At 65.4% G+C, this 26,819-nt stretch carries 29 protein-coding genes; 14 read left to right on the top strand and 15 right to left on the bottom strand.

What is annotated here, in order from left to right; all coding sequences use genetic code 11:
• Window positions 1–42: 42 nt before the first annotated feature.
• Window positions 43–906, top strand: coding sequence for an alpha/beta fold hydrolase (locus C449_RS16715; protein WP_006079232.1), 864 nt, complete (start codon window positions 43–45; stop codon window positions 904–906).
• On the opposite strand, the gene C449_RS16710 is transcribed toward C449_RS16715, so the two are convergent.
• Window positions 903–1,499 carry a MaoC family dehydratase gene (locus C449_RS16710; RefSeq protein WP_006079231.1) on the bottom strand — a complete coding sequence of 199 codons (597 nt, stop codon included), beginning with the start codon at window positions 1,497–1,499 and terminating at the stop codon, window positions 903–905. The two genes, C449_RS16715 and C449_RS16710, sit on opposite strands and share 4 nt — an antisense overlap.
• Window positions 1,500–1,726: 227 nt before the next feature.
• Here C449_RS16710 and C449_RS16705 point away from each other — a divergent pair, with 227 nt between their 5' ends.
• From C449_RS16705 to phaC, 3 genes are all read left to right on the top strand, one after another.
• Entirely contained in the window at window positions 1,727–2,041 is a 315-nt protein-coding gene (locus tag C449_RS16705) for an AbrB/MazE/SpoVT family DNA-binding domain-containing protein (protein ID WP_006079230.1), read from the top strand.
• A 671-nt stretch (window positions 2,042–2,712) separates the two neighbouring features.
• Window positions 2,713–3,258 (top strand): poly(R)-hydroxyalkanoic acid synthase subunit PhaE, encoded by a 546-nt coding sequence (locus C449_RS16695; protein ID WP_006079228.1) that lies wholly within the window; start codon window positions 2,713–2,715, stop codon window positions 3,256–3,258.
• On the top strand, window positions 3,255–4,685 hold the full coding sequence (gene phaC / locus C449_RS16690; protein ID WP_006079227.1) for a class III poly(R)-hydroxyalkanoic acid synthase subunit PhaC: 1,431 nt from the start codon (window positions 3,255–3,257) through the stop codon (window positions 4,683–4,685). Before C449_RS16695 ends, phaC begins: the two co-directional genes overlap by 4 nt.
• Window positions 4,686–4,715: 30 nt before the next feature.
• Here phaC and C449_RS16685 read toward each other — a convergent pair whose 3' ends face one another.
• The 3 genes from C449_RS16685 to C449_RS16675 all read right to left on the bottom strand — a co-directional run bounded on the left by C449_RS16685 (window position 4,716) and on the right by C449_RS16675 (window position 8,280).
• Entirely contained in the window at window positions 4,716–5,675 is a 960-nt protein-coding gene (locus tag C449_RS16685; protein ID WP_006079226.1) for an ABC transporter ATP-binding protein, read from the bottom strand.
• 71 nt (window positions 5,676–5,746) lie between these two features.
• On the bottom strand, window positions 5,747–7,021 hold the full coding sequence (locus C449_RS16680; protein WP_006079225.1) for an ABC transporter substrate-binding protein: 1,275 nt from the start codon (window positions 7,019–7,021) through the stop codon (window positions 5,747–5,749).
• A complete protein-coding gene (locus tag C449_RS16675) occupies window positions 7,018–8,280 on the bottom strand; it encodes an ABC transporter substrate-binding protein (protein WP_006079224.1) in 1,263 nt (420 codons plus the stop codon). The genes C449_RS16680 and C449_RS16675 overlap by 4 nt, the downstream gene beginning before the upstream one ends.
• A 162-nt stretch (window positions 8,281–8,442) precedes the next feature.
• Between C449_RS16675 and C449_RS16670 the strand changes: the two genes are divergently transcribed.
• The 3 genes from C449_RS16670 (at window position 8,443) to C449_RS16660 (ending at window position 11,558) form a co-directional block, all read left to right on the top strand.
• Entirely contained in the window at window positions 8,443–9,156 is a 714-nt protein-coding gene (locus C449_RS16670) for a type 1 glutamine amidotransferase (protein ID WP_006079223.1), read from the top strand.
• Between the two features lie 42 nt (window positions 9,157–9,198).
• Window positions 9,199–10,362: an acyl-CoA dehydrogenase family protein gene (locus C449_RS16665; protein ID WP_006079222.1), complete on the top strand. Its 1,164-nt coding sequence runs from the start codon at window positions 9,199–9,201 to the stop codon at window positions 10,360–10,362.
• A gap of 272 nt (window positions 10,363–10,634) precedes the next feature.
• Window positions 10,635–11,558 carry a phosphotransferase family protein gene (locus tag C449_RS16660; protein ID WP_006079221.1) on the top strand — a complete coding sequence of 308 codons (924 nt, stop codon included), beginning with the start codon at window positions 10,635–10,637 and terminating at the stop codon, window positions 11,556–11,558.
• A gap of 8 nt (window positions 11,559–11,566) precedes the next feature.
• Here the strand turns inward: C449_RS16660 and C449_RS16655 are convergent, their stop codons facing one another.
• From C449_RS16655 to C449_RS16640, 5 genes are all read right to left on the bottom strand, one after another.
• Window positions 11,567–11,953: a DCC1-like thiol-disulfide oxidoreductase family protein gene (locus C449_RS16655; protein ID WP_006079220.1), complete on the bottom strand. Its 387-nt coding sequence runs from the start codon at window positions 11,951–11,953 to the stop codon at window positions 11,567–11,569.
• A gap of 98 nt (window positions 11,954–12,051) precedes the next feature.
• A complete protein-coding gene (locus tag C449_RS16650; RefSeq protein WP_241430136.1) occupies window positions 12,052–12,294 on the bottom strand; it encodes a hypothetical protein in 243 nt (80 codons plus the stop codon).
• A 63-nt stretch (window positions 12,295–12,357) separates the two neighbouring features.
• Complete coding sequence (locus tag C449_RS16645; protein WP_006079218.1) at window positions 12,358–12,888, bottom strand: cupin domain-containing protein; 531 nt, start codon at window positions 12,886–12,888, stop codon at window positions 12,358–12,360.
• Between the two features lie 108 nt (window positions 12,889–12,996).
• Complete coding sequence (locus tag C449_RS18435) at window positions 12,997–13,158, bottom strand: DUF6757 family protein (RefSeq protein ID WP_006079217.1); 162 nt, start codon at window positions 13,156–13,158, stop codon at window positions 12,997–12,999.
• 38 nt (window positions 13,159–13,196) lie between these two features.
• On the bottom strand, window positions 13,197–13,979 hold the full coding sequence (locus C449_RS16640; RefSeq protein WP_006079216.1) for a PHP domain-containing protein: 783 nt from the start codon (window positions 13,977–13,979) through the stop codon (window positions 13,197–13,199).
• A gap of 123 nt (window positions 13,980–14,102) precedes the next feature.
• Here C449_RS16640 and C449_RS16635 point away from each other — a divergent pair, with 123 nt between their 5' ends.
• Window positions 14,103–14,390, top strand: coding sequence for a DUF5789 family protein (locus tag C449_RS16635; RefSeq protein ID WP_049914394.1), 288 nt, complete (start codon window positions 14,103–14,105; stop codon window positions 14,388–14,390).
• A 21-nt stretch (window positions 14,391–14,411) separates the two neighbouring features.
• Here the strand turns inward: C449_RS16635 and C449_RS16630 are convergent, their stop codons facing one another.
• Window positions 14,412–15,407, bottom strand: coding sequence for a DUF5784 family protein (locus C449_RS16630; RefSeq protein ID WP_049914392.1), 996 nt, complete (start codon window positions 15,405–15,407; stop codon window positions 14,412–14,414).
• Window positions 15,408–15,519: 112 nt separating this feature from the next.
• Here C449_RS16630 and C449_RS16625 point away from each other — a divergent pair, with 112 nt between their 5' ends.
• On the top strand, window positions 15,520–15,702 hold the full coding sequence (locus C449_RS16625) for a DUF5786 family protein (protein WP_049914391.1): 183 nt from the start codon (window positions 15,520–15,522) through the stop codon (window positions 15,700–15,702).
• Here the strand turns inward: C449_RS16625 and C449_RS16620 are convergent.
• Both C449_RS16620 and C449_RS16615 read right to left on the bottom strand, forming a co-directional pair.
• A complete protein-coding gene (locus tag C449_RS16620) occupies window positions 15,689–16,417 on the bottom strand; it encodes a DUF7530 family protein (RefSeq protein WP_006079212.1) in 729 nt (242 codons plus the stop codon). The genes C449_RS16625 and C449_RS16620 overlap by 14 nt on opposite strands.
• Window positions 16,414–17,349: an NAD(P)H-binding protein gene (locus C449_RS16615; protein ID WP_006079211.1), complete on the bottom strand. Its 936-nt coding sequence runs from the start codon at window positions 17,347–17,349 to the stop codon at window positions 16,414–16,416. Before C449_RS16615 ends, C449_RS16620 begins: the two co-directional genes overlap by 4 nt.
• Before the next feature lie 336 nt (window positions 17,350–17,685).
• On the opposite strand from C449_RS16615, the gene C449_RS16610 reads away from it, so the two are divergent.
• Both C449_RS16610 and C449_RS16605 read left to right on the top strand, forming a co-directional pair.
• Complete coding sequence (locus C449_RS16610; RefSeq protein ID WP_006079210.1) at window positions 17,686–17,910, top strand: DUF7561 family protein; 225 nt, start codon at window positions 17,686–17,688, stop codon at window positions 17,908–17,910.
• Between the two features lie 38 nt (window positions 17,911–17,948).
• The gene (locus C449_RS16605; protein ID WP_006079209.1) at window positions 17,949–19,688 is read left to right on the top strand and encodes a helicase C-terminal domain-containing protein; all 1,740 of its coding nucleotides are present in this window, start codon (window positions 17,949–17,951) and stop codon (window positions 19,686–19,688) included.
• Between the two features lie 30 nt (window positions 19,689–19,718).
• Here the strand turns inward: C449_RS16605 and C449_RS18895 are convergent, their stop codons facing one another.
• Both C449_RS18895 and C449_RS16595 read right to left on the bottom strand, forming a co-directional pair.
• Window positions 19,719–21,392, bottom strand: coding sequence for a Na+/H+ antiporter NhaC family protein (locus C449_RS18895; RefSeq protein ID WP_006079208.1), 1,674 nt, complete (start codon window positions 21,390–21,392; stop codon window positions 19,719–19,721).
• Between the two features lie 286 nt (window positions 21,393–21,678).
• Complete coding sequence (locus C449_RS16595; protein ID WP_006079207.1) at window positions 21,679–22,785, bottom strand: 60S ribosomal export protein NMD3; 1,107 nt, start codon at window positions 22,783–22,785, stop codon at window positions 21,679–21,681.
• A gap of 136 nt (window positions 22,786–22,921) precedes the next feature.
• Here C449_RS16595 and htpX point away from each other — a divergent pair, with 136 nt between their 5' ends.
• The 3 genes from htpX to radA all read left to right on the top strand — a co-directional run bounded on the left by htpX (window position 22,922) and on the right by radA (window position 26,068).
• Window positions 22,922–23,791 (top strand): zinc metalloprotease HtpX, encoded by an 870-nt coding sequence (gene htpX / locus C449_RS16590; protein WP_006079206.1) that lies wholly within the window; start codon window positions 22,922–22,924, stop codon window positions 23,789–23,791.
• Between the two features lie 515 nt (window positions 23,792–24,306).
• Window positions 24,307–24,909, top strand: a complete 603-nt coding sequence (gene pspAB, locus C449_RS16585; RefSeq protein WP_006079205.1) for a PspA-associated protein PspAB — start codon at window positions 24,307–24,309, stop codon at window positions 24,907–24,909.
• A 124-nt stretch (window positions 24,910–25,033) separates the two neighbouring features.
• Window positions 25,034–26,068 carry a DNA repair and recombination protein RadA gene (radA, locus tag C449_RS16580; protein WP_006079204.1) on the top strand — a complete coding sequence of 345 codons (1,035 nt, stop codon included), beginning with the start codon at window positions 25,034–25,036 and terminating at the stop codon, window positions 26,066–26,068.
• A 304-nt stretch (window positions 26,069–26,372) separates the two neighbouring features.
• On the opposite strand, the gene C449_RS16575 is transcribed toward radA, so the two are convergent.
• Window positions 26,373–26,792, bottom strand: a complete 420-nt coding sequence (locus tag C449_RS16575; RefSeq protein ID WP_006079203.1) for an iron-sulfur cluster assembly scaffold protein — start codon at window positions 26,790–26,792, stop codon at window positions 26,373–26,375.
• Between the last annotated feature and the right edge of the window lie 27 nt (window positions 26,793–26,819).

The raw sequence follows: 26,819 nt of genomic DNA, 5'->3' as shown, positions 1-26,819 counted from the left end.
GGGTTCCCGAAACGTCATAGCCGCCGCGAGCGGAGCTGAAGTATGCGAACCCAGTCGACGGCACACGTCGAATCGAAACGGGCCGAGGTCGTCGTCGACGGGGACGCGATCGAACTACGATACCTCGCTGCCGGCCCAGCCGAGGCAAACGAGTCGCCGATCGTCCTGCTCCACGGGATCGGGCTCGACGCCGCAGGAGTCTCGTGGAAACACCTCCTTCCACAGCTCGGGCGCGAGCACGCGGTTCTCGCGCCCGACTTGCCTGGCCACGGCGAGAGCGACGCGCCGGACATCGCGTACACGACCGACTACTATCGTGACACGCTCCAGGCGTTCCTCGCGTCGCTCGACGTCGAGAGCGTCCGTCTCGTCGGTATCTCGATGGGTGGCGCGCTCGCGCTCGGCCACGCACTCGACGGCGGGCAGGTCGAAGGGCTCGTCCTCGTAGACAGTTATGGACTGGGACGGGACGCACCGTGGCGGCCAGGCGGGTACGGGCTGCTCCGCGTGCCGGGGTTCGACCAGTTCCTGAGCGCGGGCTTCAGGTTGAACCCGGCTGCCGTCGCGGGCAGCCTCGCGAGCCTCACCGTCGCCACATCACCGGAATTCGTCGCCGACGTACAGCGGACGGTCACGCCGAACTCACTCCAAGCGCTCGCGCGGTGGCAGCGTGACGAGTTCCGCGCAAGCGGGCTCCGGACGTGCTATCGCGATCGACTCGGTGAACTGGATATACCGACCCTGTTGGTCCATGGCCGCGAGGACCCGATATTCCCTGTCGCGTGGTCCGAGCGGGCCGCGAAACGAATACCGACGGCGAGGTGTGAGGTCATCGAACAGTGCGGACACTGGCCGCCGCGGGAACGCCCCGAGAAATTCAACCGCGTCGTCAGCGAGTTTCTCTAGGGATCGGCCTCGTCGAGGAGGACGACTGCCTCGCCGTCGATCGCGGTCGCGTCGTCAGTCGTCACTTGCGTCGCGATTCGGTAGCGGTGATCGCCGAGATCCTCGACGATCTCACAGTCTGCGGTCACGCGGTCGCCGACTCGAACGGGATTCTGGAACTCGACGTCTTGAGAGAGGTAGACCACGAGCCCCGGCAGGCGGGCGAGTGCGGCGCTGATGAGTCCGGAAGCGAGCGTGCCGTGGGCGATGCGGCCGCCGAAGCGGGTGCGTTCGGCGAACGTCTCGTCGAGATGAAGAGGGTTGGTGTCGCCGCTGGCGCGTGCGAACGCCCGAACGTCGGCGTCGGTGATCGACTTCGCGAAGCGAACACGGTCGCCGACCGAGAGCGCATCGCGCCGACGTTCGGTCAGATTGACCTCCCACTCCGGGTGCTTTTCGCCGGCCAACGCGGCCTCAGTCGACGTCTCGTCGATCTCACGTCCGCCGAACGCCGCGAGCGCGGCCCGGTTCGCTTCGAAGACGCTTTCGAGAAATCGGGTCGAGCCGCGGAGCCACGCATCCGCGAACGTGTCGTGCCGAGATCCGGAACTCATTGACAGTAGTTATCATCCCCGAACATACTTAAACGATGCTAAGCGGAAGCGTCGACAATCGGCCGATATCGCCGTTTTTCGGGCGAGTAATACGTCGGAGCGCGAAACATCGTTCGATAAAGTAGCGGGAGTAACAGTCGATTCGTGGTGTCCTCCGGTTCTCGATGGCAACAAATGGTATTGGAAGTAAACCTTATGTCGTCTGCACGAGTAGACTGGTATGAGCGATGACCGACAACGACGAGACGACGTGGCCGCCGGCGCTGTGGGCGGAGCAGTTCCAGGAGGCGGGCGAGCAGGCCGTCGAGCGACAGACGGAGTTCGCCCGTCAGATGATGACCGCGGGCATCGGATCGGGGCCGAACGGCCTTCCGAAGTTCGCGGCGTCGAGCATGGGGACGGCGACGTTCAAGACCCGCGTCCAGAGCGGCGGACGGATCTCGATCCCCGACGCCGAGCGCGAGGCACTCGACATCGAGGAAGGTGACATCGTCCAGACCGTCGTCGTGCCGGTCAAGCGCAATCGCGAGGACGACTCATGAGCCAGTACACAACACCTATCGACGCAGCGTTCACGATGCAACGGTCCGCGATCACCAGCAGCCGCCAGGCGATGCAGCAGGGACTCGATCTCCAGCGAACTGCCGGACGTCTGGCGCTGTCGGGCCTCGAAAGCCAAGAGACGGCCCAGCGCCAGGGCGTCGAACTGTTCCGCACCTGTCTCTTATACACATCTCTGATGGCGCNCGCACCATCAGAGATGTGTATAAGAGACAGGGCCCACGCCGAGACCTTCGACGCGTTCGAGCGAGCAACCGAGGAAACCCTCGAAAGCCACGACGATGTCTCGACCGAGTACGTCGATGCGTTCGACGAAGGCGTCGAGGAGTTGCTCGACGCCCACGAGGAACTCCACGAAGAGACGCTCGCAACGATCGACGAAACCGAGAAACACACCGAGGAGTTCCAGGAGACGTTCGAGACACAGCTCGACGAGCAGCTCGAACGGACGGCGGAGCTCCAAAAGCAGTTCGAGGCGCGGATGGACGACCAGCTTGAGGAGGCGGCGGCATTCCAGGAACGCCTCCGCGAGCAGACCGCGGCGTTCGAGGAGCAGCTCCAGTCCCAGGCCGCAGCGTTCGAGATCGCGGTCGAGGACGAGACGGCCTGAGCGGCGACACACCTTTTAGCCACTACCCGACCAAGAACCACCATGAGCGAGATGAACCCGGAGGACGTACAGGAGAACTGGGCGGCGATGATGACCGAGATGAACGACGCGGTCGCGAACTCGTTCGAGCAGAACATGGAGGCCCAAGCCGCGTTCATGGAGTCGTGGATGGGCGCGTTCGAGGGCTCGATGCCCGACGAGGAGACGGCGAGCGAGGGGATCGAGGGGTACGAGCGCGCCGTCGACGTCTGGATGGAGGCCGCAGAGCAGATGACCACACGACTGATGACAGCCGCCGAGGGCGAGGACGTCGACGTGCGGGAGCTCCGTGACATCTGGCTCCAGAGCGCGAACGAGGCGTTCTCGGAAGTGATGGGCACCAGCGCGTTCGCCGCAGGAACCGGTGAGATGGTCGGGAACCTGATGGAGCTCCAGGAGGACGTCGACGACCTGAATCAGGACACGCTCGAAGCGCTCGGCTTCGCCACCCGCGACGACGTCGACGAGGTGGCCGAGCGCCTCGTGGAGCTCGAACGCCGCCAGCACGAGGTCTCGAAGAAGCTCGATCGCCTGCTGGAGGACGAATGAGCGATCGCGGCGCGGCGTTCAACCCGTTCACGACGGCGCTCGACACCCAGCGCCGGAGCTTCGAGGCGGCCGCCGAGGCGGTCGAGAAGACCACGGTCGCGCCCGAGCAGCTGAACCAGATGCTCTCGGTCGAGGTGGGCGAGACACCGAGCGAGGTGGTCTACACTGAGAACAAGCTCGAACTCCTCCACTACGAACCCCGGACCGACGAACAGCACGACGTGCCGATTCTCGTGATCTACGCGCTGATCAACAAGCCGTTCATCCTCGACCTCCAGCCCGATCGGTCGGTGATCCGCCGGCTGCTGGAGGCGGGCTTCGACGTCTACATGATCGACTGGAACGAGCCATCCAGACTCGATCAGCACCTCACCCTCGACGACTACGTGAACCGCTACATCGACAACTGCGTCGACGAGGTCCGCGAGCGCTCGGGCCAGGACGCGATCAACGTGCTGGGCTACTGCATGGGCGGCACGATGTCGGCGATGTACGCCGCGCTCCACCCCGAGAAGGTCCGAAATCTGGGACTGATGGCTGCCGGGCTCTGCTTCGACGATACTGGAGGAGTGCTCGAACTCTGGGGCGACGAGGAGTTCTTCTCGCCCGACGAGCTCCGGGCGACCTACGGCAACGCGCCCGCCGAGATGTTGGACGTCGGCTTCGCGCTGATGGATCCGGTCTCGAACTACGTCTCGAAGTACGTTCGTCTGTACGACAACCTCGAAAACGACGACTTCGTGGAGAACTTCGGCCGGATGGAGCGGTGGCTCTCGGAGGGGATCGATGTCGCGGGCGCAACGTTCGCCCAGTTCGTCGAGGACATCTATCAGGACAACAAACTCTACGCCAACGAGCTCCATCTGGGAGGCGAGCACGTCGACCTCACAAGCATCGACATGCCCGTCCTCCAGATCACGGGCGAGTACGACCATCTCATCCCCTCGGAAACGAGCAAACCGTTCAACGACGTCATCGCGAGCGAGGACACCGAAATTATCGAGTGTCCGACGGGTCACATCGGGCTCTCGGTCTCGGGCAGTTCCCACGAGAACGTCTGGCCGCAGGTCTGTGAGTGGTTCGAGGAGCGGTCACAGCTCGACGCTGACGCCGCCGAAATCGAAATCGAGAACGCGAGCGAGACGACCGACGAAGCAGTTAGCGACCAGGAACCGACCAGTACCGCCGAGAATACCGACGAGACAAGCGATGACGCGGCTGCTGGCGACGACGAACGCGACACAGAGACCGACGACGAGTCCGGTCTCGAAACCGTTTCGGGGATCGGCGACACCTACGCCGACCGGCTGCGCGAGGCGGGAATCGAAACGACGGCGGACCTCACGGCTGCCGACGCCGCGTTCGTTGCCGAGGCTGCCGACGTATCCGAGAGTCGCGCTGCCGAGTGGATCGACGACGCATCCTGAGTCGTCGATAGAACGTAGAGAGAACGCTTTTCAGCCGTCGAGCGGCCGGATAGGGACCGGCCGCGGACCGTGTTCGGTGCCCTCGACGACCGCCTCGACACCGAACACGTCGGCGAGCAGTCCCTCCGTCACGACGTTGGCCGGCGGGCCCCAGTCGTAGACTTCGCCGTCCTTGAGCGCGATGAGGTAGTCAGCGAAGCGTGCAGCCTGGGCGATGTCGTGGAGCACGACCGCGACGGTGACGCCCTCCTCGCGGTTCAGCCGGCGCACGGTCTCCATCACCCGGAGCTGGTGGTGGAGATCGAGGAAGGTGGTGGGCTCGTCGAGCAAGAGGACATCGGTCTCCTGGGCCAGCACCATTCCGATCCACGCGAGCTGGCGCTGGCCACCGCTGAGCTGGCCGATCTCGGTATCGCGGAGGTGATCGATCCCCGCGAGGTCGATCGCACGGTCGACCGCCGCACGGTCGGCGTCGTCGACCGACTCGAACGTGCCGCGATACGGGTATCGACCGTGGGAGACGAGGTCCTCGACGGTGATCGAGCCGGGCGAGTCGTTCTCCTGAGAGAGGTGGCCGAGCTCGCGGGCGAGCTCCTTCGAGCCGTACTCGTTGATCGCGCGCCCGTTCAGCGCGACCGCGCCGCCGTCGGGCGCGAGGTGATCGGAGAGGGTCTTCAGCAGCGTGGACTTCCCGGAGCCGTTCGGCCCGACGAGCGCCGTCATCTCACCCTCGGGGACGTCGACGCGCGTGCACTCGACGACCGGCTCCTCGGTGGTCGGATAGCTGATGGCGAGATCCTCGCCGACGAGCGCGCTCCGTGGCGGCTCCGCATCGTCCGCCTCGGCTCGACGGTGGACCGCCTCGCTTGCAGCCGACGCCGCAGTCACGCCACCGTCGGTCACGCGAGGCGAGTCCGACGTGGATCGCGAACCGGCGGTTCGCTCGTCCTCGTCGGTTGTCGCAGATCCGGTCCGTCGCTCGTCGTCCATGCGTTTTAGGTCTCCCTAAGTACTCAAAAACGCTTCGGCTGTCTCGCCAGTGAGGACGCACCGAGCAGCCATCACTGGTTGCCGGTGACGATGCGCGCCACGCGATCGCGATCGAACAACTGCTCGTCGTCGGGGATGTCGGGATAAGGGTTCCCGTCGGAGTACTCCGGCCACTCGCCGAACTGCTCGGGGTAGAGCTGCTTCGCTCCCATCTCGAGCTGGAAGAGGTTCATAATGGGGCCCTGATAGCGCATTCCGGCGGGGTAGACCCGGTCGTTCTGCACCGCGGAGAGCTGGCTGCCGACGGAGTGGTTCGCGAGCTGGCTGCGGACCTCCGTCATGTCGTAGTTCGGCGTGAGTCCCCAGAGATGGAGGATCACGTCGGGATCGGCCTCGAGCATGGTCTCGTAGCCGACCGTCCCCCACAGGTCGGACCAGTCCTCGTCCGCGAACGCGTCGTTCGCACCCAGCGGCCGGGTGTCGGCCAGCCAGTAACCGGGTTTGTTGAGATGATAGGTGTAGAATGATCCCTCGCTGAGGGTGACGCGGACGGCGGTCGGGCGCTCGTTTTCCGGTGGGAGACCCGTTTCGATCGACGATCGGAGGTTCTGGTGGACGGACGCGAGCGCCTCGTAGCGCTGGCGTTCCTGAAACACCTGAGCGACCTTGCCGAACAGCTCCCAAAGCCCGTAGTACTGGTACGAATCACGGTACGACGACGGTGGTTCGGCGTGCGTTCCGCTGTAGAAGTTTCCGAACCACGGCGCGACGTTCGCCCCGACCTCCTCGACATCGGCCTGGCTCCAGTTGTCGTTGGTGGCGGCGTGTGCGGGATCGGCGAGGTGGACGTCGCTGCCGAGACTGTAGAGCTGCTCCTTGGCGAGGCCGTCGCTCAGCGGGTCCGGGAGTCCCTGCCAGTCGAAGGAGACGCCGTCGAGCCGGTCGTAGTAGTGGTTCATCGTCGTGCCGGACATCTCGGGCACGTAAACCGAATTCACGGCGTCGCCGTGACCGAGCGCGACCGCCATGTCGGCGTACTGCGGGAAGATCACGAAGGCGCTCTGGGGAACGGACTCGAACTCGACGTCTCCCATCGGTGCCATCGTCGCGGTGTAGCTCCCGCTACCGCCGGCGGTGGCGTTCGTCCCCGCTCCGTCACTCGCAGAACCGCCGCTGGCGTTATCGCTGTTCGCACTACCGTTTGCGCCGTCCTGACTGCCGTTTTCCGTGTCCGAGTTGGCGTTTCCGGAACTGCCGGCACAGCCAGCGAGCAGCCCACCGCCGACGATCGCACCGGCTCTGAGATACGCGCGTCGTGTCGGCCGCGTGGTGTCGCGGTCGGTCACGATTCACCGTTTCCGTTGACGATGGGCGCGATGCGCTCTGGATCGTACAGCTGACCGGAGACGCGGTCGGGGTAGACCTGCTCTGCGGCGCGCTGGGTCATGACGAAGTTCGTGATCGGTCCCTGGTACAGCGGCCCACCACGGTAGACGTCGTCGTTCTTGACGGCTGTCAACGCACTCGCCGTCGAGTGGTTGTTCATGAACTCCACCACGGTGTTCTGGAACTCTTCGGCGGTCTGGCTCTCGTGGCCACGGAACAGCAACACCTCGGGATCGATCTGGAGGAGAGTCTCGAAGTCGACCGCCGAGCGGCTCGCGTGGAAGTTCTCGACGTCGGTTTCGGCGAGTGCGTCGCGGACCCCGAGATCGCGCCACTGCTTGAAACTGGTCCCCTCGCCGATGAGATACGGGCTGAACTCCTCCGGTTCGTTGCCCGACGCCCACAGGATCGCGACGCTCGGGCGCTCGCTTTCCGTCGATGGGACGACTTCCGAGAGGTTCGACTGCATCTCGTCGTGGAGCGTCACGAACTGCTCGTAGCGGTCCTCGCGCTGGAACATCTCCGCGAGCTTGCCGAACGCCTCGTAGAGCGTGTAGTACTGGTAGCTCTCGTGCCACGGGTAGCCACGCGAGAAGATGCTGTTGCCGAAGAAGGGACCGACGTTCGTCCGGACTTCCTCGATGTCCGACTGCTGCCATCCCTTGAACCGATTGAGCAGGAAGTTGGGATCGATGACGTGCACGTCGCCGTCGAGTTCGTAGAACAGCTCCTTGCTCACGCCGTCGCTCGACAGCGCCTGCATCCCGCTCTTGTCGACCGAAACTCCCGGAACCTCGTCGTAGTACTGGGTGTGGTAGCGCTCGGGGAGCCAGACCGCTTTCGGCGGGGCGACGCCGAGTGCGGCTCCCATGTCCGCCCAGCTCCCGTTGTTCGCGACCCACGTCTCCGGGACGCCATCGAACGTGACCTCACCCATCGGCGCGATCGAGACGCTGTAGGAGCTCCCGGTCTCGGTCCCGCCCTGGGTACCCGATTCGGTCCCGTTGTCGGCCCCGGCGTCGGTTCCGTTGGCGGACTCGTTCGCGGTCGATCCGGCCGTCGTGGTGGCCACCGCAGTGCTCGTCCCGTTTGCGGCGGTCGTCGACTCGCTGTCGCCCGCAGAACTGTTGTTCCCGTCGCCGCCCTCACCGCTGGAGGTACAGCCCGCAAGCAGTACACTCGCTGTCGCAGTACCCACCAGGAACCGTCGACGTTGCATACGATTTCGGCGGCCCTAAAACGTAGTAAACCTTCCGGTTTTAGGCGTTCCTAAAGTCAACGGAGAGACATACGGGTGGTACAGTCCGAGTGGCACCGAACGTCGTGTCGGATGCGTACAGGAACACAACGTACAACAGGCACGAGCGGTCATTCCGAACTGATGACGCGGCCACGCATCGCCCTGCTCGATCCGTCCGAGAACGAGAACACCCAGCGGAACTTCCGTCGAGAACTCGACGCCGACCTCGCGGAGTTCGCGGTCCGCGACGACGTGCCCGACACGTTCGCGTTCGACGGAGCAGTCGTTCCCGGCTCACGCGCATCGGTGTACTGGGACGAGCCATGGATCGATCCCCTCGTCGAATGGGTCGGGACGGCCGTCGAGCGCGGGCTGCCCGTTCTGGGAGTGTGTTTCGGCCATCAGGTGCTCGCGGCCGCGCTCGGTGGCACCGTCGAGGACATGGGGAGCTACGAGATCGGGTACCGCGACGTCGAGGTCGGGGACGATCCACTGTTCGCGGGTGTCGAAAGCCCCGCCACCGTCTTCACCACCCACTCCGACACCGTGACCGAACTCCCGCCCGGGGCCGAGCAGATCGCCGCAAACGACTACGGCGTCCACGGGTTCCGGGTCGGCCACGCGGTCGGCGTGCAGTTCCACCCCGAGTACGATCCGGCGACCGCCCGCGAGGTCACCCGCGGGAAGGACCTCTCCGACGAGCGGATCGATCGGGTGCTCGACGGGATCACTGAAGGGAACTACGCGGCGGCGTGCGAGGCCAAGACCCTCTTCGCGAACTTCACCGATTCGGTCCGTGAAGTGCGCAACGGCGGGGAATCGACGACACGGTCTGGCGAAGCGGCCGGCGACTGAGGGTACGAGGGTTTTTTGCCGCGCGCCGCGAGGCGGCGGTGTATGCTCGACTACGTGGGGCTAGAGGCGGACCTCGACGAGGAAGAGCGACTGATCCGCGACACTGCGAGAGAGTTCGTCGAGGAGCAAGTGAACCCCGACATCGGCGAGCACTTCGAGAACGGTACGTTCCCCGAGGAGCTCATCACCGAGATGGGCGAACTGGGCTTTTACGCGCCGAACCTCGATGGGTACGGTCTGCCTGGCGTCTCCGAGACGGCGTATGGACTTCTGATGCAGGAGTTGGAGGCGGGCGACTCGGGGATTCGATCGATGGCGAGCGTCCAGGGTGCGCTGGTGATGTACCCGATCCACGCCTACGGCTCCGACGAGCAGAAGGAGCGGTGGCTCGCCGATCTCGGAACCGGCGAGAAGGTAGGTTGTTTCGGGCTCACCGAGCCCGAACACGGCTCGAACCCGTCGGCGATGGAGACCCGCGCGGAGAAGGACGGCGACGAGTACGTGCTCTCGGGCTCGAAGACGTGGATCACGAACTCGCCGATCGCCGACGTCGCGGTGGTCTGGGCGCGCGACACCTCGGCCGAGGATTCGCCAGTCAGGGGCTTCCTCGTCGAGACCGATCGAGACGGCGTGAGTACCAACAAGATCGACGAGAAGCTCTCGATGCGCGCGTCCGTCACCGGCGAGATCGGGCTCTCGAACGTCCGGGTTCCCGAGTCGGCGGTGCTGCCCGGCGTCTCAGGCATGAAGGGGCCGCTGTCGTGTCTGACCCAGGCCCGCTACGGCATCACGTGGGGCGCGATCGGCGCGGCCCGGGACTGCTTCGAGACCGCGCGCGACTACGCCACCGACCGCGAGCAGTTCGGCAAGCCCATCGGCGGATTCCAGCTCCAGCAGGGAAAACTCGCCGAGATGGCGACCCAAATCACGACCGCTCAGCTCCTCTCACATCGCCTCGCCGACCTGAAAGAGCGCGGCGACCTCCGACCCCAGCAGGTCTCGATGGCGAAGTACAACAACGTCAGCATGGCACGCGACCAGGCCCGCGTGGCCCGCGAGATGCTCGGCGGCAACGGGATCACCCTCGACTACTCGCCGATGCGCCACCTCGCCAACATGGAGACGGTCTACACCTACGAAGGGACCCACGATATCCACTCGCTGATCCTCGGCCACGATCTCACTGGGATCCCGGCGTTCGAATAGCACCGTTTTACTTCGTCTCTCGCTCCGCTCGGGGTGTTCAGAAATCGGTTTTTCTGGCATCACGGAACGGCAAAGCCGTTCCGTACGGCCTCGTGAAACTCCGCATCAAAAACCCCCGCGAACGCTTCGCGCTCGCGGACACTTCTGTTACCGGGCAAAATGACGAAAGAACTATCAGAAGATAGCTACACAGTACCGTTATTCTCTTCTCGGCCGGAGCCGCGGCACCCGAGACTCCGGCCGGTCGTCGCCCGTCACGCGACGATACCACCATGACACGAGACGCTCACGACGCGCTCGCATCGCACACGACCGAGTACGAGATCCACCGGGAACTCCACGACGTCCCACCGCATCGTACCTACGATGTTTCGATCGACGGAGCCCGTGCGGTCTGCAAACTCGCCACTGGCTCAGAGGCGGACCCGGCGACGGAGGCGCGTATCGTACGGTACGTCGGTGAACATACGTCGATTCCGGTTCCACGAATCATCGCCATCGGGCAGAACCACTTCATTGCAGAGTGGCACGACGGCGTCCCCGAAACGGACGAGATCGGTGAGAGATGGGCACGCATCGCTGGCGCTGGGATGGCGACGCTCCACGCCGAAACCACTGCCGACGTCGAGGCGACAGGACTGCTACGCACTAGTGAAGACGGACTGAGCCTCGACGCACACGAAACGTGGCCCGAGACGATCGAGACCGTCCTCGAAGACCGACGCGAGTATCTCGCTGGAGTGGGGTACGCCGACGTGGCCCACGAGGCGCTCCAGTTCGTCCGCGAGTATCCCGTAGCGTTCAAGGACTGCGGTGATCCCGTCCTCTGTCACGGCAACCTCCTGCCCGCTCACCTCGGAATCAACGATAACGGCGTCGCCTGCATCATCGACTTCGAGCACGCGCTCGTGGGACCGGGCGAGTACGACTACTGGCGGACTGCGCTTCCGGCGTTCGAGGCGCGAGAGCGGCCCGACCTCCAGCGATCCTTTCGGACCGGCTACGAATCGATCCGGGCGCTGCCGGACGGGTTCGATCGACGGGCCGAGTGCTATCGGATGGTCAACAGCGTGTCGTACCTGAAAGCTCTCCATCTCCAGCAACAGATCACCGGTGACGAGGCCGAACGCCGCGCCGAACGGATGGCCGGCTACGTCCACGATGCGCTCGTCGACCTGCGCGAGATGTACGGGTAGTTCGAATACTATCGGGACTTGGCCGGCGGCTCGGCGCTGACGATCTTCCCGAGCAGATCTCGTCGGTCGGCGACCTTTCGATAGAGGTCCTCGCGGAGCCCCTCGTAGTCCGCAAACCCGTTCAAGAAGCCGAGAATCGTAGGTGGAACCGTGCCGGTGCGCGCGAGGACCTCCTCGGTGGCCGCCCCACAGGAGTACACCGTGCCGTCAGCGAAGAGGTGGACGCACTCCTCCCAGCCGTCGGGGAGGCGGTCGCGCTCGGCGTCGGTGAGTTCCGAGAAGCCGCACGGCTCGAACTCGCCGTTCAGCACGGCCCACTCGGCCCACCACGTACAGAACCCACAGTCGTCGTCGTAGACGAGTCGCGGCCGCGCGGATCGGTCGGCGCTGCTCATGTCCCGAGCACGGGCGGGCCACGAAAAACGACGTCGGTCGTTGCAGCGGTCCACCGGTCGGCCTTCCGCTGGCGATAGCGCCGAATTGACGACGCCGATCAGTGGTCGCCGTGGAGGTGGACGCCGTCGTCGTTGACGGTGTCGACCATCTCGTCGCGGAGCGCGTAGGTGTCGTCGTCGGTGTCGCCGAACCCGAGGCTCGACTTCACCTCGTCGGTCAGGCTCGGATCGAGGTCGACGTAGGCCGTGTCGTCGTCCACTGAGGCGACCGTTCCGACCTCGTCGCCGTTGCTGTCCAGTACGTCCATCCCCGAATCGATTTCAGAGGTATCCCCCAACATGGCGATTGCTACCACGAGCGATGACGGGCTATACTTGCTGCCGTCAGTTGCAAGCCACCTGCGTCAGTTTTCGGACGCATCGCTCGACTCCGCCACCGTCGTCGATCCCGCATCGGCCACGTCGGACCAGAAGTCGAGCCGATCCTCGGGATCGAAGAACCCCGAGAGCACACGGTCGTCCTCGTCGCCACCGGGCGGCGAGCCGGCGTACACCCCGACCGCACCCGCGTCGGGATAGCCCACCACGTCGGGCTCGTCCATCGTCGACAGCACGAGGTAGCGGAGCGTCTCGTCGCCGTCGTTCACGATCCGGTGGGCGTGTTCCTCGCCGGTCGGAAGCGCGACGTACGTGCCGGCCGACAGCGAGTACTCCTCGTCGTCGAGGCGCAGGATTCCAGCACCAGCGAGGACGTACACCGCCTCTTCGTTTTTCGTGTGGTAGTGGTACGGCCACGAGCGCTCGCCGGCGGGGAGTTCGTAGAGGCTACAGCCCAACTGGTCGCCACCGTCGGCGTCGCCGAGCTGTTTGCGCCGGAAGTCGGTGTCGTCGGGGCCGATCGGGCTCCAGTCGAGGTCGGTTTCGTCGACGGGCATCGCTCGGCACGAAGGGCCACGGCGTGATAGGCGCTCGGACGGACGAAGACCGACGGTGTCCCCCGTGTCGTCGACTGCGGGGTGGCAGAGAGCAGACGGCGAGTACCGTCAGGATCGATCGATGTCGAGTTCGTCTTCGATCCCGGCGAGCGCGTCGTCGTCGGCGAGCTCCTGGAGTCGCTCGCGGAGGTGTGTTCGGCAGAGACCGACCTTCAGAGCGTTCTTCTCGACGGCGACGGCGGCTTCGGTCTCGCAGTAGTGACACTGCATCACCTGCCCCTCGGAGCCGACGAAGGTTCAATCCTCCGTTAGGGGAGACGTTTGGCGACGCGATCGAACCCCTCGCGGTCGAGCCCCGCACGCCCGAGTACGTCGTCGTGGGCGTCGCTTCCACCGGTTGGAACGAGATCGTGGCGTTCGATCGCGCGGTCGACCGGCGTCGGATCCACCGACCGACCGTACTCGTAGTGGCGCTCGACGCCGTCGACGTACGCCGAGCCCGTAAGTTCGAGCGCGGTCTCGGGATCACCGTAGCGCAGCGGGTGAGCGAGCGAGACGAGACCACACGTCTCGGCGAGGAGGGCGGCCCCACGCTCGAAATCCGGGAGGTTCCGGGCGACGAAACACGGACAGCCGCGACCGATCACCTCCTCGAAAGCTCCCTGATAGTCGTACTCGGTAACGTCGGCGATCGCGCGCGCGATGTCGGGTCGGCCGATGCCCGCGGCGGGTTCGAGCGGGAGCTCAGTATCAAGACGGTCCTCGGCACAGTCGACGATCGCGTGGCCGCGTTCGACCCGGTCGGCCTGGAGCCGGTCGATCTCGCGGGCAAGTTCGGGCGTCGGCTCGACGCCGTAGCCCAGCAGATCGACCTGGCCCGCGTCGGTCTCGACCCGGAGTTCGATCCCGTGGATCACGGGCACGCCATCGAGGTCGTCGGTCGGGGTGTCGAGATCGTCGTGGAGGCGCTCGTGATCGGTGATGGCGACGATCTCGACGCCGGCCGTGCGGGCCGCGTGGGGGACCTCGTGGAGACTCATCGTCCCGTCGGAGTTCGTCGTGTGAACGTGGAGGTCGGCGACGGGCGGCATGCCGGGGACGTGCACCGCCGGCGACAAGCCTCTTCCGGGCGAGTCCAAGGTCCTTAATCAATGAATATCCGACCCAAGAGATTGTAGGGAACGTTTATGATGTTCACACACCCCGCAACGAGCATGCAGTGCATGATCGAAGTGGAGGACCGGCTCGACGCCCACAGCTATCCCGCGACGACCGACGAGCTGATCGACGCCTACGGCGGAATCGAACTCTCGCTCCCGAACGGCACCGAGACGTTTGGCGATGCGCTGGGGCGGATCGGATCCGACACCGTGGAATCGGCGGAGGCCGCGCGGCTCGTGGCCTACAGCGCAGTCGGCGATGCGGCGATCGGCCGGAAGGGGTACTCCGACCGCGATCCGACCGCGCCCGGCGAGTCCGGCCACGATCAGGTGTCACTTTAACGATCGAAAACGGCTCTCCCGCTACTTCCCGAGAACGTCGTCGAGTGCGAGCGGGACCGACCCTTTCTCGTAACCCGCAACCGAGCCATCGGGCCGCGCACGGAAGACGACCGCCGGCCGATGGCCGGCGTCGGGACGTTCGCCCGCGAGTGCAGCCCACTCGTCGTCGTGAAACGACGAACAGTCGACGAAGAGGACGGCGTCGGGATGGGCGGCGAGCTGGTCGTCGGTCTTCGCCGCACCAGTTTGGCGGATCGCGGCCGCCGGCGTGCCCGCGGATCGCCCGGCGGGCCGTCCGGGGCGCGTGACCTCGACCAGAACGGGGCCGCGGTCGGTCGTCACGCGGAAATCCAGGGCGTAGCCCGAGTCGAGTTCGATCTCCGGTGTGGGAGCGTAGCCGGCGTCGGTGAGGAGTTTCGCGGCGTTGAACTCGCCCATCGTCGCGCTCATTCGCGTCCGATCGACGTGCTCGCTGGTGCCGAGCTTCGCCGCCATGGTGTAGCGGTGATCGTCGAACACGCCCGAAGAAAGGAATCGCTCGTAGAATCCGAGTGCGTCCTCGGCGTTAGCGTCCGGAAAGCCCGCGGCGTGGTCGGCGAAGAAGGCTCGCGAGCTCGCCCGGCCGTCTTTCGAGAAGAGGATCGGCAGGAAGAACCACGCGACGTGTTCGTACGCCGCGAGCCACGGATCGGTCATGTCGAGTTCGGCGAGAAGTTCGCGCTGGGCCCACCGCGCCACGGGATAGGGCACCTCCTCGAAGGTGTACTTCTCGGTGCGCCACAGCGCTTCCGGAGTTTTCGTGTTGCCGAGCCAGTAGGCGTTCTCGTCCCAGACGAACAGCGCGCGGTCGCCGTTTTTCATTTCGAGGCGGCAGGCGGTGTAGCCGCCGGGTGGTTTGTACCACGCCGAGGAGAGCGTCGCGCCGAAGGTCTCGTCGAGCGGCGCGTGGAGATCGCGTCGCACGCGAGAGGCGTCCCACCGCTCGCGTGAGCGCCGGAACCGAAGGGGACCAGCCACGTGTGTGGTTCGCGGGCCGGGCGGTTAGCGGTGTCGGTCCCCACCCGTCGACTGTCAGTTCCAGCAGCGATACATTGATAATCATGAGGGACGAACGACGAGTGTATCTACCATGTCAATGGGTGCCTATGACGCGGCCGAACACCAACGCCGCGAGGAGAAGACGAGCGAAGTGGGCGCGAACGCCGCTGACGACGACGAGCGGACCCAGTACGAAGGCGACGTCGAGTACGATGTCGGCGATGCGGATGCGGACGATCTGCTCGCGCAGTTCCGCGAGATCAAGTCGCGGTAGCGTCCTCCACCGCCCTCCGTTTCGTGTGTAACAACCAGAGCGATGCGCTCGTGACCACGAGCACCGCCGAGACGTGAGCGAGGAGCACCGCGAGAAGCACCGGATAGTCGAGCACGAACGGGACGAGTAAGAGTTGAATGACGCCGAACGCGATCGTCTCGACGTCGGCCCAGAAGAAGGTGTGTGCGGTGTCGGCGTCGAACCGGTAGCGGTACGAACGCCAGAGCGCAGTCACGGTCGCCCACCAGCCCGTTCCGATACGATAACAGACGTCCCAGAGCACGAGGAGGAGGAAGTAGACCACGAGGACGGGCGGATCGGGGCCCAACAATCGATCGAGCAGCGGGGCGCGGTCGCTGGCGGGGTTCGGCACGAACAGGTAAGTCAACATCGCACAGAACGCGAGCACCGCGAGGAGGACGTCCATGTTCGAGCCGAACACGAGGCGGCGGTAGGCGTCGGGCAGGTCGACCGATCGGATGCGCCGTGCGACTCGCACCATTTCGATGGAGCCGATGCCGGCGACGAACACCGCGGCGCTGCCGACGAACACGAGATCCCAGAGGTCGTAGAACCACGCGAGGACGACCACACCCGCCTCGAACACACCGAGCTGGATCGCGAGCGCGAGCGTGGTCGAAACTTCGATGCCCGGAAGCGCGCCGACGATGCTCTCGTAGGTCCACGTCTCGCCGAAGTCGGTGGGCCGACTCATCGCTCGGGTTCGATCTGTGCCCGCTCGGCGCGTTCGGCCGAGTCAGGCTCCGTTTGCTGGCCGAGTGCCCGTTCGACAGCAGTCGTGAAGTCGGTGCGCTCGATCGGCACCAGCTCCTCGATCCGCGTGTCGTCGACCACGACGGTGTTCTTGAGCCCAAGGATCAGCGGGTGGGCGACCGCCTTCGGGATGTCGGTGACGAGATCAACCCAGTACGCCGAGAGCTTCGGCGAGAGCACCGGCACGGGAAGGATGAACAGCGACCGATCGGCGATCCCGGCGGTGCGTTCGAGGAGTTCGCGGTAGGTCAGCACCTCGGGACCGCCGATCTCGAAGGTGTCACCCGCGGTTTCGGGGACGTCGAGACAGCCCACGAGATAGGCGATCACGTCCGCGATCGCGATGGGCTGGCACTCGGTACGGACCCACTTCGGCGTGATCATCACTGGAAGCCGGTGGACGAGCTGTTCGACCATCGCGAAGCTCGACGAGCCCTCGCCCACGATGATCGCAGCCCGGAGCGTGGTGAGGTCGTAGCTGCCGTCGGCGAGGATGGTCTCGACCTCGCGGCGGGACATCAGGTGCTCGGAGAGGCCCTGGCGGGTTTCGCCCAGCCCACCGAGGTAGAGCACCCGATCGATACCCGCCTCGCTCGCCGCGCGCTGGAAGTTGTGGGCCGCTCGGCGATCTCGCGCCGCGAAGTCGGTCCCGGACTCCATCGAGTGGATGAGGTAGTACGCGGCGTCGATCCCTTCCAGAGCGTGTTCGAACGTGCCGGCATCGAGGATGTCGCCCTCGCACACCTCGCCGGCCGGCCCGTCGTACCCGTCGGCGTCGCGGGTGAGCACTCTGACGTCGTGGCCCGCCTCGATCAGCGCCGGGACGAGGCGACTTCCGACGAACCCCGTCGCGCCGGTCACCAACACGCGCATACGCGAGGGAGGGGCCGGCGGAGTATAAGTCCACGCTCGCCGGTAGATCCGGGCGTTATTGGTCGGACTGTCACTCGGTTTCGGTGCGGTGGCGCGCGGGAGGGCGTCGAAGACGCCCGACTCGCGCGAGGGATGAGCGAACGAGCGAAGCGAGTGAGCGAATCGGCTGGGGAGGGTGTGGCTTGCGGTTCTCATTTGTATCGGAGTTCGGTTCGGACAAATTAGCGCTCATCACCGACCCGATCGACAGTAATCGCGACGCTCGACCGGTAGCGAATGCTTCGGCCGCCAGGAGTCAGAGAAAGGGCTTTCTCTGGGCGTACCCACCGACAATACATGACTACCGAGCCGTGTGACGGCTGTGGGCGTGCGGTGCAGATCGCGGGCGGGATCGCGAACCTCTGGACGTTTGGCGGTGACGCGAGCGAGGGGCTGACCCTCGAATTCGAAGACGGCTCCGAGCATCTCCTCTGTTATGACTGTATCGAGGAACTCCCCGAGGACGCGCGGGCGAGGGACGTCGCGGCGCTCGACGGGTACGAGCACACGATCGACGAGTAGCCCGGAGGATTTACCTTCCGGGCGGCGATTTTCCGAACGTGAACCCCGCCCGGATCGAGAGCGAGTTTCCCGCGCCATCCTACCGGGGGAACCAGCAGGCAGCCCTCCACGAGATCCGCGAGGCGTTCGCGGCGGGCAACGACGTCGTGCTGGTGCGCGCGCCCACAGGTTCGGGGAAGTCGCTGCTCGCACGGGCGATCGCGGGGTGTGCGGTGCGGGCCGACGAGGCCGCACCTGCCGAACCGGTCGGCGCGTACTACACCACCCCGCAAGTCTCCCAGCTCGACGACGTGGCGGCCGATCCCCTCCTCTCTGATCTCCAGGTCATCCGCGGCAAGCGCAACTACACGTGTCTGGTCGCTGGCGAAACCGACACCCCGGTGGATCGTGCGCCGTGTGCGCGCGAGACAGGCTTCGACTGTTCGATCAGACACCGCTGTCCGTACTTCTCTGATCGGGCGATCGCCTCGAACCGTTCGATCGCGGCGATGACGCTCGCCTACTTCATGCAGACCGCGGGCTCCGAGGCCTTCGGCCAGCGCGACGTGGCGGTGATCGACGAGGCTCACGGACTCGCCGAGTGGGCCGAGATGTACGCCACCATCGACCTCCGGCCCGACACGGTACCGGTGTGGGACGAGCTTTCGATCCCCGACATCGACGGCGCTGAGGCCGCAGCCCGCTTCGCCGACCGTCTCTCGGGCGTCTGCGGTCGCCGGAAGGACACGCTCGTGGGAGCCGACGAACTCACGATCGCGGAAGTCACCGAGCGCGACCGACTGCAAGAACTCATCTCGAACCTCGACTGGTTCGTCTCGGACTACCGGGACCCGGGGAGTGCGAGCACGTGGATCGTCGATCAGCCGGGCGGTGAGGGTGGAACGGTGACGATCAAGCCGCTCAACCCCGAACGCTACCTCCAGCATACGGTCTGGGACCGCGCCAACAACTTCGCGCTGCTGTCGGCGACCATTCTCGACAAAGAGGGGTTCTGTCGTGGCGTCGGGCTCGATCCCGACGACGCGGCGCTGGTCGACGTCTCCCATACATTTCCAGTCGAGAATCGACCACTGTACGACGTGACGCAGGGAAAGATGACCTACGAGCACCGCGACGAGACCCTCCCGAAGATCGCGCGCCTGATCGTCCAGCTCATGACCCGTCACGCCGAGGAAAAGGGGATCGTCCACGCCCACTCCTACGCCATCGCGGAGCGTCTCGTGGATCGTCTGCGGGAGTTCGGCGTCGGCGAGCGGATCCGTACGCACGACCGCGAGAACCGGGACGAGGCGCTGGAGACGTGGCTCGCGACCGACGATCCCGAACTATTTGTATCGGTGAAAATGGAGGAGGCGCTCGATCTGGAGGGGGATCTCGCCCGATGGCAGGTGCTCTGCAAGGCCCCGTATCCGAACACTCGTGATTCGCGGGTCGCGCGGCGGCTGGAGGAGGGCCAGTGGGGCTGGTACTACCGAACGGCGCTCAAGACCGTGATCCAGGCGTGCGGTCGAGTCGTGCGCGCGCCCGACGATCACGGCGCGACGTATCTCGCGGACGCGAGCCTGCTCGACCTGTTCGATCGCTCGCGCGGCGCGATGCCCGACTGGTTCGCCGCTCAGGTCGATCGGATGAGCCGTTCGGAACTACCAGAGTTCGATCCCGACGCTGCCGGCGGCGACGGTGGCAGTGTCGGTACCGCCGCCACGAATCGGCGGACGCGAAGCTCACGGACCGATCCCGACGACCACCCACTCGCCGACGTCTGGGGATCGGACTGAGGAACGGAATCGGGCGAAGCACCCGAGGAATCAGTACGGGATGAGCGAGAATCCCCCTGGAACCACGAAGCCGAGCACGAGAAAGAGCGTGCCAGCGACCCCCGCACACATGAGCGCGTAGGGGATCTGCGTCCGGACGTGGACCATGTGATCCGCACCGCTGGTCGACGAAGAGAGCACCGTGGTGTCGGAGATCGGCGAGCAGTGATCGCCGAAGATACCCCCCGAGAGCACCGCACCGAGCACGAGGGGGAGGTTCGCGCCGGTCGAAAACGCCACCGGAATCGCGATGGGGAACATGATGCCGTAGGTCGCCCACGAGCTCCCGTCGGAGAAGCTGACGAACCCCGTCACGAGAAAGACGAGCACCGGAATGAGTCCGACCGGCACGCCGCGGAACCAGTCGGTAACGAAATCGGAGATCCCGAGGGTCGAGACGGTGTTCTGGATCGTGATGGCGAGCGTGAGGATCGCGGCTGCGAGGAAGATACCCTTGAACCCGTTGACCATCGCGTCGGTCGCGTCGGCGTTCGAGGGAATGTCACCGCGCGCCCGAAAGAGCAGAAAGCCGACGATCAGTCCCGTGAGCGCGGCGAGACCGAGCCGGATCCCGCCGATGTTGAACGACCACGGCCCGCCAGCGGGGACGATCAACTCGTAGCCGAACGCCGCAAACACCGTCGATATCTGCGGCGCGTTCACGACGGGGGAAGCGCGCCAGAACATCGCCATGAGGCCGACGCCGACGATCACCGCGACCGGGATCGCGAAGTTACGCCAGTCGGGCGTCGCGCCCTCGTACATCTCGTAGTTCGCCATCTCGTCGGAGACGAGTGGGTCGTCGTCGGGTCCCACGACACCACCGCCGTTGCGGGCGCGCTCCTCCTCGCGTCCCATCCCGAAGACATTGGGGATGACCTGCCACGCGACGAGGGCGGCGATGAGGAGCGCGGTCCACGAGTAGAAGGCGAAGCCAATGCTGTTGAAAAACAGCGGCCAGACCGCGTCGGTGGCGGCCTGGAGCCCGTCGCCCGACTGGGTGACGTAGTTCGACATCCCCGACGGGAGGACGTCCTGTTGGGCCGCGGCGGTGATTCCGGCGCCGATGAACCCCACCAGCGCGACCCCCCACGTCGAGTAGAACGCGAGGCGGGCGGCCGGACTGCCCGCGCTGTCGACGTAGTACGCGAGTTTCGCGCGCGAGACATCGTACTCGTCAGTGAGGGGGCGCATCATCGAGCCGACCACCAAGCAGTTGAAGTAGTCGTCGATGTGGATGATGATCCCCGCGAGGAAGGAGGCTTTCTCGGCGTCAGCGGGCGAGTCGACCCGGCTGGCGAGCGCCTCCAGCACGCCGCGGATCGCGCCGGCGCGGATCATCAGCCCCATCAGCCCGCCGATCGCGAAGAGTGCGAGCAGGACGTTCTTGACGTACCAGGGGTCGGCGAACAGCGGCGACGTGGCGATCAGTTCGGGAATCACCGTCGGACCGAGCAGTCCGCCGAGAACGGTGCCGGGAAGTTCCCCGACGAGACCGTCCGGGACCCCAACCACTCCGGGACGGAAGGCACCGTAGACGACGGCCCCGCCGGCGATGCCGACGAACAGGCCGATGAGCGCGTCGCGGGTGTACCACGCGATCACGATAGCGAGGAGCGCGGGCAGCAACGACCACGGGCCCGCGGCAATACTTTCGAGCGGCATGCCAATCACGATCGGAGGCGCGGATAAAAAGTCGATGAAGGAAGCTTCCCGCGGGAGAGGACACCGAAAGACCGATCACGACTCGTCGGATCGTCGTCCGTCGGTTCACGTCGGCAACCGTCGGTGAAGGCACTCAAGCAGGCGACAGCAACCGGTGCCGAAGACAGGGGTGGCGCTCAGAGGAAGGTCCCGATCACGGACACGAACGTCGAAGAGATCATCAACACCACGAGGAGCAGCGCGAACCACTGCTGGCGAGTCATATCGGTCGTTGTGAACCCGGGAATTAGTCGGTTTCGCTGGCGTCGATGTCCGGCAGGACGTGGAGACCGGCGCGGCTCTTGAGTACTCGTACCCTGTCGGCGTCGGAATCGAGGTAGTCGGGCCGTGGGATCGTCTTTGCCGCGTAGGTCTCGGGATCGAGCACCTGGACGGCGTGATCGTCCTCGATCGCGACCAGCGTGGTTTCGTCGGCGTCCCCGTGGTCCCCGAGCCGGCGGGCGTCGGGTGCCTCGCCGTCCTCGAAGGCCGCCTCGTAGGGTTCGCCGGTCGTGATGTGGACCCCCTTCAAGTTCCCCTGGACGCTCCGGACGAGCAGCGGATCGTCGTCGTCGGGATCGATGACGTCACCCGGCGTGAACTCCGGAAGGTGGACGGCGTAGGTCACGCGGTACACCTCGTCGCCGTCCTCGTCCTCGGTCACGAGCGTCGCGGATTCGTCGACGGTGCCGCCAAGCTGGCGAACGATCCGCTCGGCGACCGCCCGGCCGATCTGGGTGGTCGAGAGTTTGGCGTCGACACCATCGGCAGTCTCGTCGAGTTCGGTCACGAACGCGTCGCGGTCGCCGTCGGCCTCACGCTCGTCGACGTACTCGGTGATGATGGCGATCGATTGCTCGACCTCGTGGTCGGTCGGGGTGCGTCCGCGGGCGCGAACCTGGACCGTGCTCGCGTAGTAATCGCCCGCGATCCGACCACACCGGGTGCAGGTGCCCCGCGAGATTTTGACAGGGATCGTGAGTTCGGTCTGTATCGGGCGGTCGTGGACGCTCGCCGAGAGGAGACAGTGCATCCTGACGGTGGTCTCGTCGACCTGTTCGGGCTCGACCCGCCACTCGAACGCCTCGGCGTCGACGTGGATCGTCAGCGCCTCGGCCACCTCGTCGATCGCGACGTCGGTGTAATCGCGCGCCTCGACGTCGACCCAGCGCTTGCCGCGTCGGACCGCTCCACAGGTCGCACACACGAGAACCTCGATCCGATCGGGCGCGTCGACGAGATCGAAGTCCTCGAAGAAGCAGTCCTCACAGATCGGTGCGCGTCCGTCGGCCGCGGCGACCGTCGACTCGACGGGGTCGCCACACCGAGGACAGAACTGCCGCGACTCGCTCATTGAACGAGGAACGTCCCTCAGCGGGTTAAGCGGCGTGACTCGTCCGGTGGCGAACGCGGAGTCGGTATGGCGGGACTCGGGAATCCGTGGCACGGAGCGACGAAGATTTATGACCTGAACGCTTAGTAAGGCCCATATGGAATGGAAGACCGACTGGGGCCTTCAGGCGAGGATGGGCCTGACGATGCTCCTGCTGCTCGCGCTCTACGTCGTCTTCATCGGCGTGCTGTCGGTGTATACGAACCTCGGCGTGATGGTTCTCGTGATGGGGTTGTTCATGGTCGGACAGTTCTTCTTCAGCGACAAGATCGCGCTCTACAGCATGGGCGCACACGAGGTCAGTGAGGAGGAGTATCCCGAGCTCCACGCGATGGTCGGGCGGCTCGCCCAGCAGGCCGACCTCCCGAAGCCCACGGTGGCGGTCGCCGACAGCCGGACGCCGAACGCCTTCGCGACCGGCCGCTCGCAGTCGAGCGCGACCGTCTGCGTCACGCAGGGGATCATGGACACACTGAACCAAGAGGAGTTAGAGGGCGTGATGGCGCACGAACTCACCCACGTCAAGAACCGCGACGTGATGGTGATGACGATCGCCACGTTCCTCTCGACGCTCGCGTTCATGATCGTGCGGTGGGGCTGGCTGTTCAGCGGCGACCGCGAGGGCGGTGGCGCACCGGTCATCGTCGCGATCCTCGTCTCGCTCGTGGTCGGGATCGTCTCGTTCCTGCTCGTGCGTGTGCTCTCGCGCTACCGGGAGTACGCCGCCGATAGGGGTGGAGCGATCATCACCGGCCGGCCATCGGCGCTCGCGTCAGCGCTCGTGAAGATCGACGGCCAGATGGATCGCGTCCCGGATCGGGATCTCCGCGACCAGGCCGACATGAACGCGTTCTTCATCATCCCGATCAAGAGCGGCGCGATCGGAAAGCTGCTCTCGACACACCCTTCGACCGAACAGCGCGTCGAACGGCTGAAAGACATGCAGAGCGAACTCGAAACGGCCTGATCGCGTACTGAATTTTTGCGAGTTACACCGATCGACGACCCTCGAGCAACCGCTACGGGTGGGACTGAGCGGCGGCTTCGCCACCGTGAGGGTCGGAAGACGCGCCGCGTCTTCCGGGACTGAAAGGGGCCGGCGGCTCGGCGTCTTCGTGAGCGAACGGAGTGATCGAGGCGCGGAGCACAGCGAGGCCCGGAAGCCGAGCCGCCGGGGGCTTTCGAAGGAGTCGTGGTCGACGGTCTGCCGCTGTCGAGACCGCACTGATGCCGACTCAAATGAGAACCGCAAGCCACACGCCTCCCCAACCGACTCTTTCAGTCGTTCACTCCGTTCGCTCCCTCAGTCATCCCTCGCACGAGAGTTGCGCGCCGACAGGCGGCGCGCAGCCGTGCGCCAACCGCACTGCAACCACACTGTGACCGCACAACCCGTTCGCTACGCGAGCTTCCGCGAGAGATAGTGGAGACGTTCGAGCCGGATCGGTTCGGGTTTTTATTCCCAGCGCCGTAACCCCCGATATGGGCATCTTCGACGGACTCCGGTCGGCGCTCGGGATGAGCGCGGAGGCGGACGCGACCCGCGACGCCGACCCCGAGGACCTCTTCGGGATGAGCACCGCCTACCTCACGATGGAGGCCGATCTCGGCTACGATCCCGCGGGAGTGGCCGCACTCTGCTTTTCGGGCGTCGACAGTACGGACTTCGCGGACGCCGTGGAGGAAGTCGAGGCGATCCTCGAAGCAGGCGAAGTCGAGACCGGCACTGAGGCCCGCTTCGTCGACGACTCTCATGGGTACGAGTGGGTCGTCCTCGCGGATCGGGACTTCGAGGACCTGGTGACGAGCGTTCACTTCGCCGCCGACACGCTGATCGAGCGCGGGTACGGCTCACGACTGCTCGCCGCGCTGTTCGGCTTCGAGGACGAGGACGGCCCGATCTACTGGGTCTACTCCTTCCGGCGCGGCGCGTACTACCCCTTCGCACCGCGGTCGAGCAGCGAGCGCGACTCGACCGTGGAGTTCAAGCTCGAATCGGTGCTCGACGGTGAACTCGACATCGAGTCGGACAAAGATTACTGGTATCCGCTCTGGCCCGACAGTGGGCGACATCCGTGGGAGTAGCCGCCCCAAGTTGATGCAACGCAAATCGGACGAACAGGAGAAGACAACACCTCGATGCCGACAGGTTTCACTTACACTGAGCTGTTAACGAGGCTTTATCAGGGGAGCCGCACAACCCGGAGGTATGGCGACAACCGAGGATCTCGAGAGCCTGCCCGGCGTCGGGCCGGCAACCGCGGACAAGCTCACCGAATCCGGCTTCGACTCGTATCAGGGCATCGCGGTCGCGAGCCCGGGCGAACTCTCGAACACCGCCGACATCGGCGAGAGCACGGCAGCAGACATCATCAACGCCGCACGCGACGCCGCCGACATCGGCGGGTTCGAGACCGGTGCCAACGTCCTCGAACGCCGCAACGAGATCGGCAAGCTCAGCTGGCAGGTCGACGAGGTCGACGACCTTCTCGGCGGCGGGGTCGAAACCCAGTCGATCACCGAAGTGTACGGCGAGTTCGGCGCGGGCAAGTCCCAGGTCACCCACCAACTCTCGGTCAACGTCCAGCTCCCCAAGGAGTACGGCGGCCTCGAGGGTAGCGCGATCTTCATCGACAGCGAGGACACGTTCCGTCCCGAGCGCATCGCCCAGATGGTCCGTGGGCTCCCCGACGAGGCGATCGCCGCCGCGCTGGAGGCTCGCGAGATCGAGGGCGGTCCCGAAAGCGAGGACGCGATGGATCAACTGATCGAGTCCGTACTCGACAACATCCACGTCGCGAAGGCGTTCAACTCCAACCACCAGATCCTCCTCGCGCAGAAGGCCCAAGACATCGCGAGCGAACACGAAGACTCGGAGTGGCCCGTCCGGCTGGTCTGTATCGACTCGCTCACCGCCCACTTCCGCGCGGAGTACGTCGGTCGGGGCGAGCTCGCCTCCCGCCAGCAGAAGCTCAACAAACATCTCCACGACATCGACAAGGTCGGCAACCTCTACAACGCCGCCACCGTCGTGACGAACCAGGTCGCCTCGAACCCCGATTCCTATTTCGGCGACCCGACACAGCCCATCGGCGGGAACATCCTCGGCCACAAGTCGACGTTCCGGATGTACCTCCGGAAGTCGAAGGGCACCAAACGGATCGTCCGGCTCGTCGACGCTCCAAACCTCGCCGACGGCGAGGCCGTGATGCGCGTCGAGGAGGAGGGGTTGAAGCCCGAGTAGACACCCACCTTTTGCTGCGCTCACTCGCTTCGCTCGTTCGCTGGCAAAATCTGGACCAAAAGCCTCCTCCCTCCCGTTGGTCGGTCGTCGGCCCGCTCGCTCCCTGCGGTCGCTCACGGTACGACTCCTAGCACTTCCGCCACCGCACAGCACCGCCGAAGCCCTCGCGTGCTCACTCACTCCGTTCGTTCGCGCCGCTCGCCCTTCATCCACCAGGCGAGCAGTGCTCGCCTGAGCCCTGCGTTCGCTCCGCGAACGCAGGACGCCAGGCACCGCCGCCGCACCACAGCCACAGCAAAAACCGCTATTCGGTCGTGGTCTTCTCGATCGAGGTCTTTTCGCCCTGATAGATCGCCGCACCGTCCTGGGCCACCATCTCGACGAGCACCGCGCATTTCACCCGCATCGGGCTGATGTCCACCCCGAGGAGATCGATCACGTCGTCGCGGTCGAGCTCGTCGAGTTCGTCGAGCGTCATCCCCTGAAGCTCGTCGGTCAGCATGCTCGCGCTTGCCTGACTGATCGCACAGCCCTCACCCGAGAAGGCGGCGTACTCGATGGTTTCGCCGTCGTCGGCGAGGTTGACGTCGACCTTGATTTCGTCGCCACACATCGGGTTCTCGCCGACGTGACTGAAGGTGGGATCGTCGAGGTCGCCGTAGTTGCGCGGGTTCTTGTAGTGATCGAGGATCTGCTGGCGATACATATCCGAACCCATGCTCATAGTGAATCGAGGTACGCGCGTGCGACG

Origin of the sequence: Halococcus saccharolyticus DSM 5350 (assembly GCF_000336915.1) — an archaeon.
Taxonomy (GTDB): Archaea; Halobacteriota; Halobacteria; order Halobacteriales; family Halococcaceae; genus Halococcus; species Halococcus saccharolyticus.
The sequence above is the reverse complement of the archived record's forward strand: the minus strand, read 5'-3'. Positions and strand labels throughout refer to the sequence as shown.

Bases quoted from the DNA above. Each gene is read 5' to 3' on its own strand.
- pspAB (WP_006079205.1), top strand. From the start codon at position 24,307: ATGGGCATCTTCGACGGACTCCGGTCGGCGCTCGGGATGAGCGCGGAG.
- radA (WP_006079204.1), top strand. From the start codon at position 25,034: ATGGCGACAACCGAGGATCTCGAGAGCCTGCCCGGCGTCGGGCCGGCA.
- C449_RS18435 (WP_006079217.1), bottom strand. From the start codon at position 13,158: ATGCAGTGTCACTACTGCGAGACCGAAGCCGCCGTCGCCGTCGAGAAG.
- C449_RS16640 (WP_006079216.1), bottom strand. From the start codon at position 13,979: ATGCCGCCCGTCGCCGACCTCCACGTTCACACGACGAACTCCGACGGG.
- htpX (WP_006079206.1), top strand. From the start codon at position 22,922: ATGGAATGGAAGACCGACTGGGGCCTTCAGGCGAGGATGGGCCTGACG.
- C449_RS16595 (WP_006079207.1), bottom strand. From the start codon at position 22,785: ATGAGCGAGTCGCGGCAGTTCTGTCCTCGGTGTGGCGACCCCGTCGAG.
- C449_RS16665 (WP_006079222.1), top strand. From the start codon at position 9,199: ATGCTCGACTACGTGGGGCTAGAGGCGGACCTCGACGAGGAAGAGCGA.
- C449_RS16650 (WP_241430136.1), bottom strand. From the start codon at position 12,294: ATGTTGGGGGATACCTCTGAAATCGATTCGGGGATGGACGTACTGGAC.
- C449_RS16655 (WP_006079220.1), bottom strand. From the start codon at position 11,953: ATGAGCAGCGCCGACCGATCCGCGCGGCCGCGACTCGTCTACGACGAC.
- C449_RS16670 (WP_006079223.1), top strand. From the start codon at position 8,443: ATGACGCGGCCACGCATCGCCCTGCTCGATCCGTCCGAGAACGAGAAC.
- C449_RS18895 (WP_006079208.1), bottom strand. From the start codon at position 21,392: ATGCCGCTCGAAAGTATTGCCGCGGGCCCGTGGTCGTTGCTGCCCGCG.
- C449_RS16635 (WP_049914394.1), top strand. From the start codon at position 14,103: ATGCAGTGCATGATCGAAGTGGAGGACCGGCTCGACGCCCACAGCTAT.
- C449_RS16625 (WP_049914391.1), top strand. From the start codon at position 15,520: ATGTCAATGGGTGCCTATGACGCGGCCGAACACCAACGCCGCGAGGAG.
- C449_RS16620 (WP_006079212.1), bottom strand. From the start codon at position 16,417: ATGAGTCGGCCCACCGACTTCGGCGAGACGTGGACCTACGAGAGCATC.
- C449_RS16675 (WP_006079224.1), bottom strand. From the start codon at position 8,280: ATGCAACGTCGACGGTTCCTGGTGGGTACTGCGACAGCGAGTGTACTG.
- C449_RS16610 (WP_006079210.1), top strand. From the start codon at position 17,686: ATGACTACCGAGCCGTGTGACGGCTGTGGGCGTGCGGTGCAGATCGCG.
- C449_RS16660 (WP_006079221.1), top strand. From the start codon at position 10,635: ATGACACGAGACGCTCACGACGCGCTCGCATCGCACACGACCGAGTAC.
- C449_RS16575 (WP_006079203.1), bottom strand. From the start codon at position 26,792: ATGAGCATGGGTTCGGATATGTATCGCCAGCAGATCCTCGATCACTAC.
- C449_RS16615 (WP_006079211.1), bottom strand. From the start codon at position 17,349: ATGCGCGTGTTGGTGACCGGCGCGACGGGGTTCGTCGGAAGTCGCCTC.
- C449_RS16710 (WP_006079231.1), bottom strand. From the start codon at position 1,499: ATGAGTTCCGGATCTCGGCACGACACGTTCGCGGATGCGTGGCTCCGC.
- C449_RS16685 (WP_006079226.1), bottom strand. From the start codon at position 5,675: ATGGACGACGAGCGACGGACCGGATCTGCGACAACCGACGAGGACGAG.
- C449_RS16645 (WP_006079218.1), bottom strand. From the start codon at position 12,888: ATGCCCGTCGACGAAACCGACCTCGACTGGAGCCCGATCGGCCCCGAC.
- C449_RS16715 (WP_006079232.1), top strand. From the start codon at position 43: ATGCGAACCCAGTCGACGGCACACGTCGAATCGAAACGGGCCGAGGTC.
- C449_RS16705 (WP_006079230.1), top strand. From the start codon at position 1,727: ATGACCGACAACGACGAGACGACGTGGCCGCCGGCGCTGTGGGCGGAG.
- C449_RS16695 (WP_006079228.1), top strand. From the start codon at position 2,713: ATGAGCGAGATGAACCCGGAGGACGTACAGGAGAACTGGGCGGCGATG.
- phaC (WP_006079227.1), top strand. From the start codon at position 3,255: ATGAGCGATCGCGGCGCGGCGTTCAACCCGTTCACGACGGCGCTCGAC.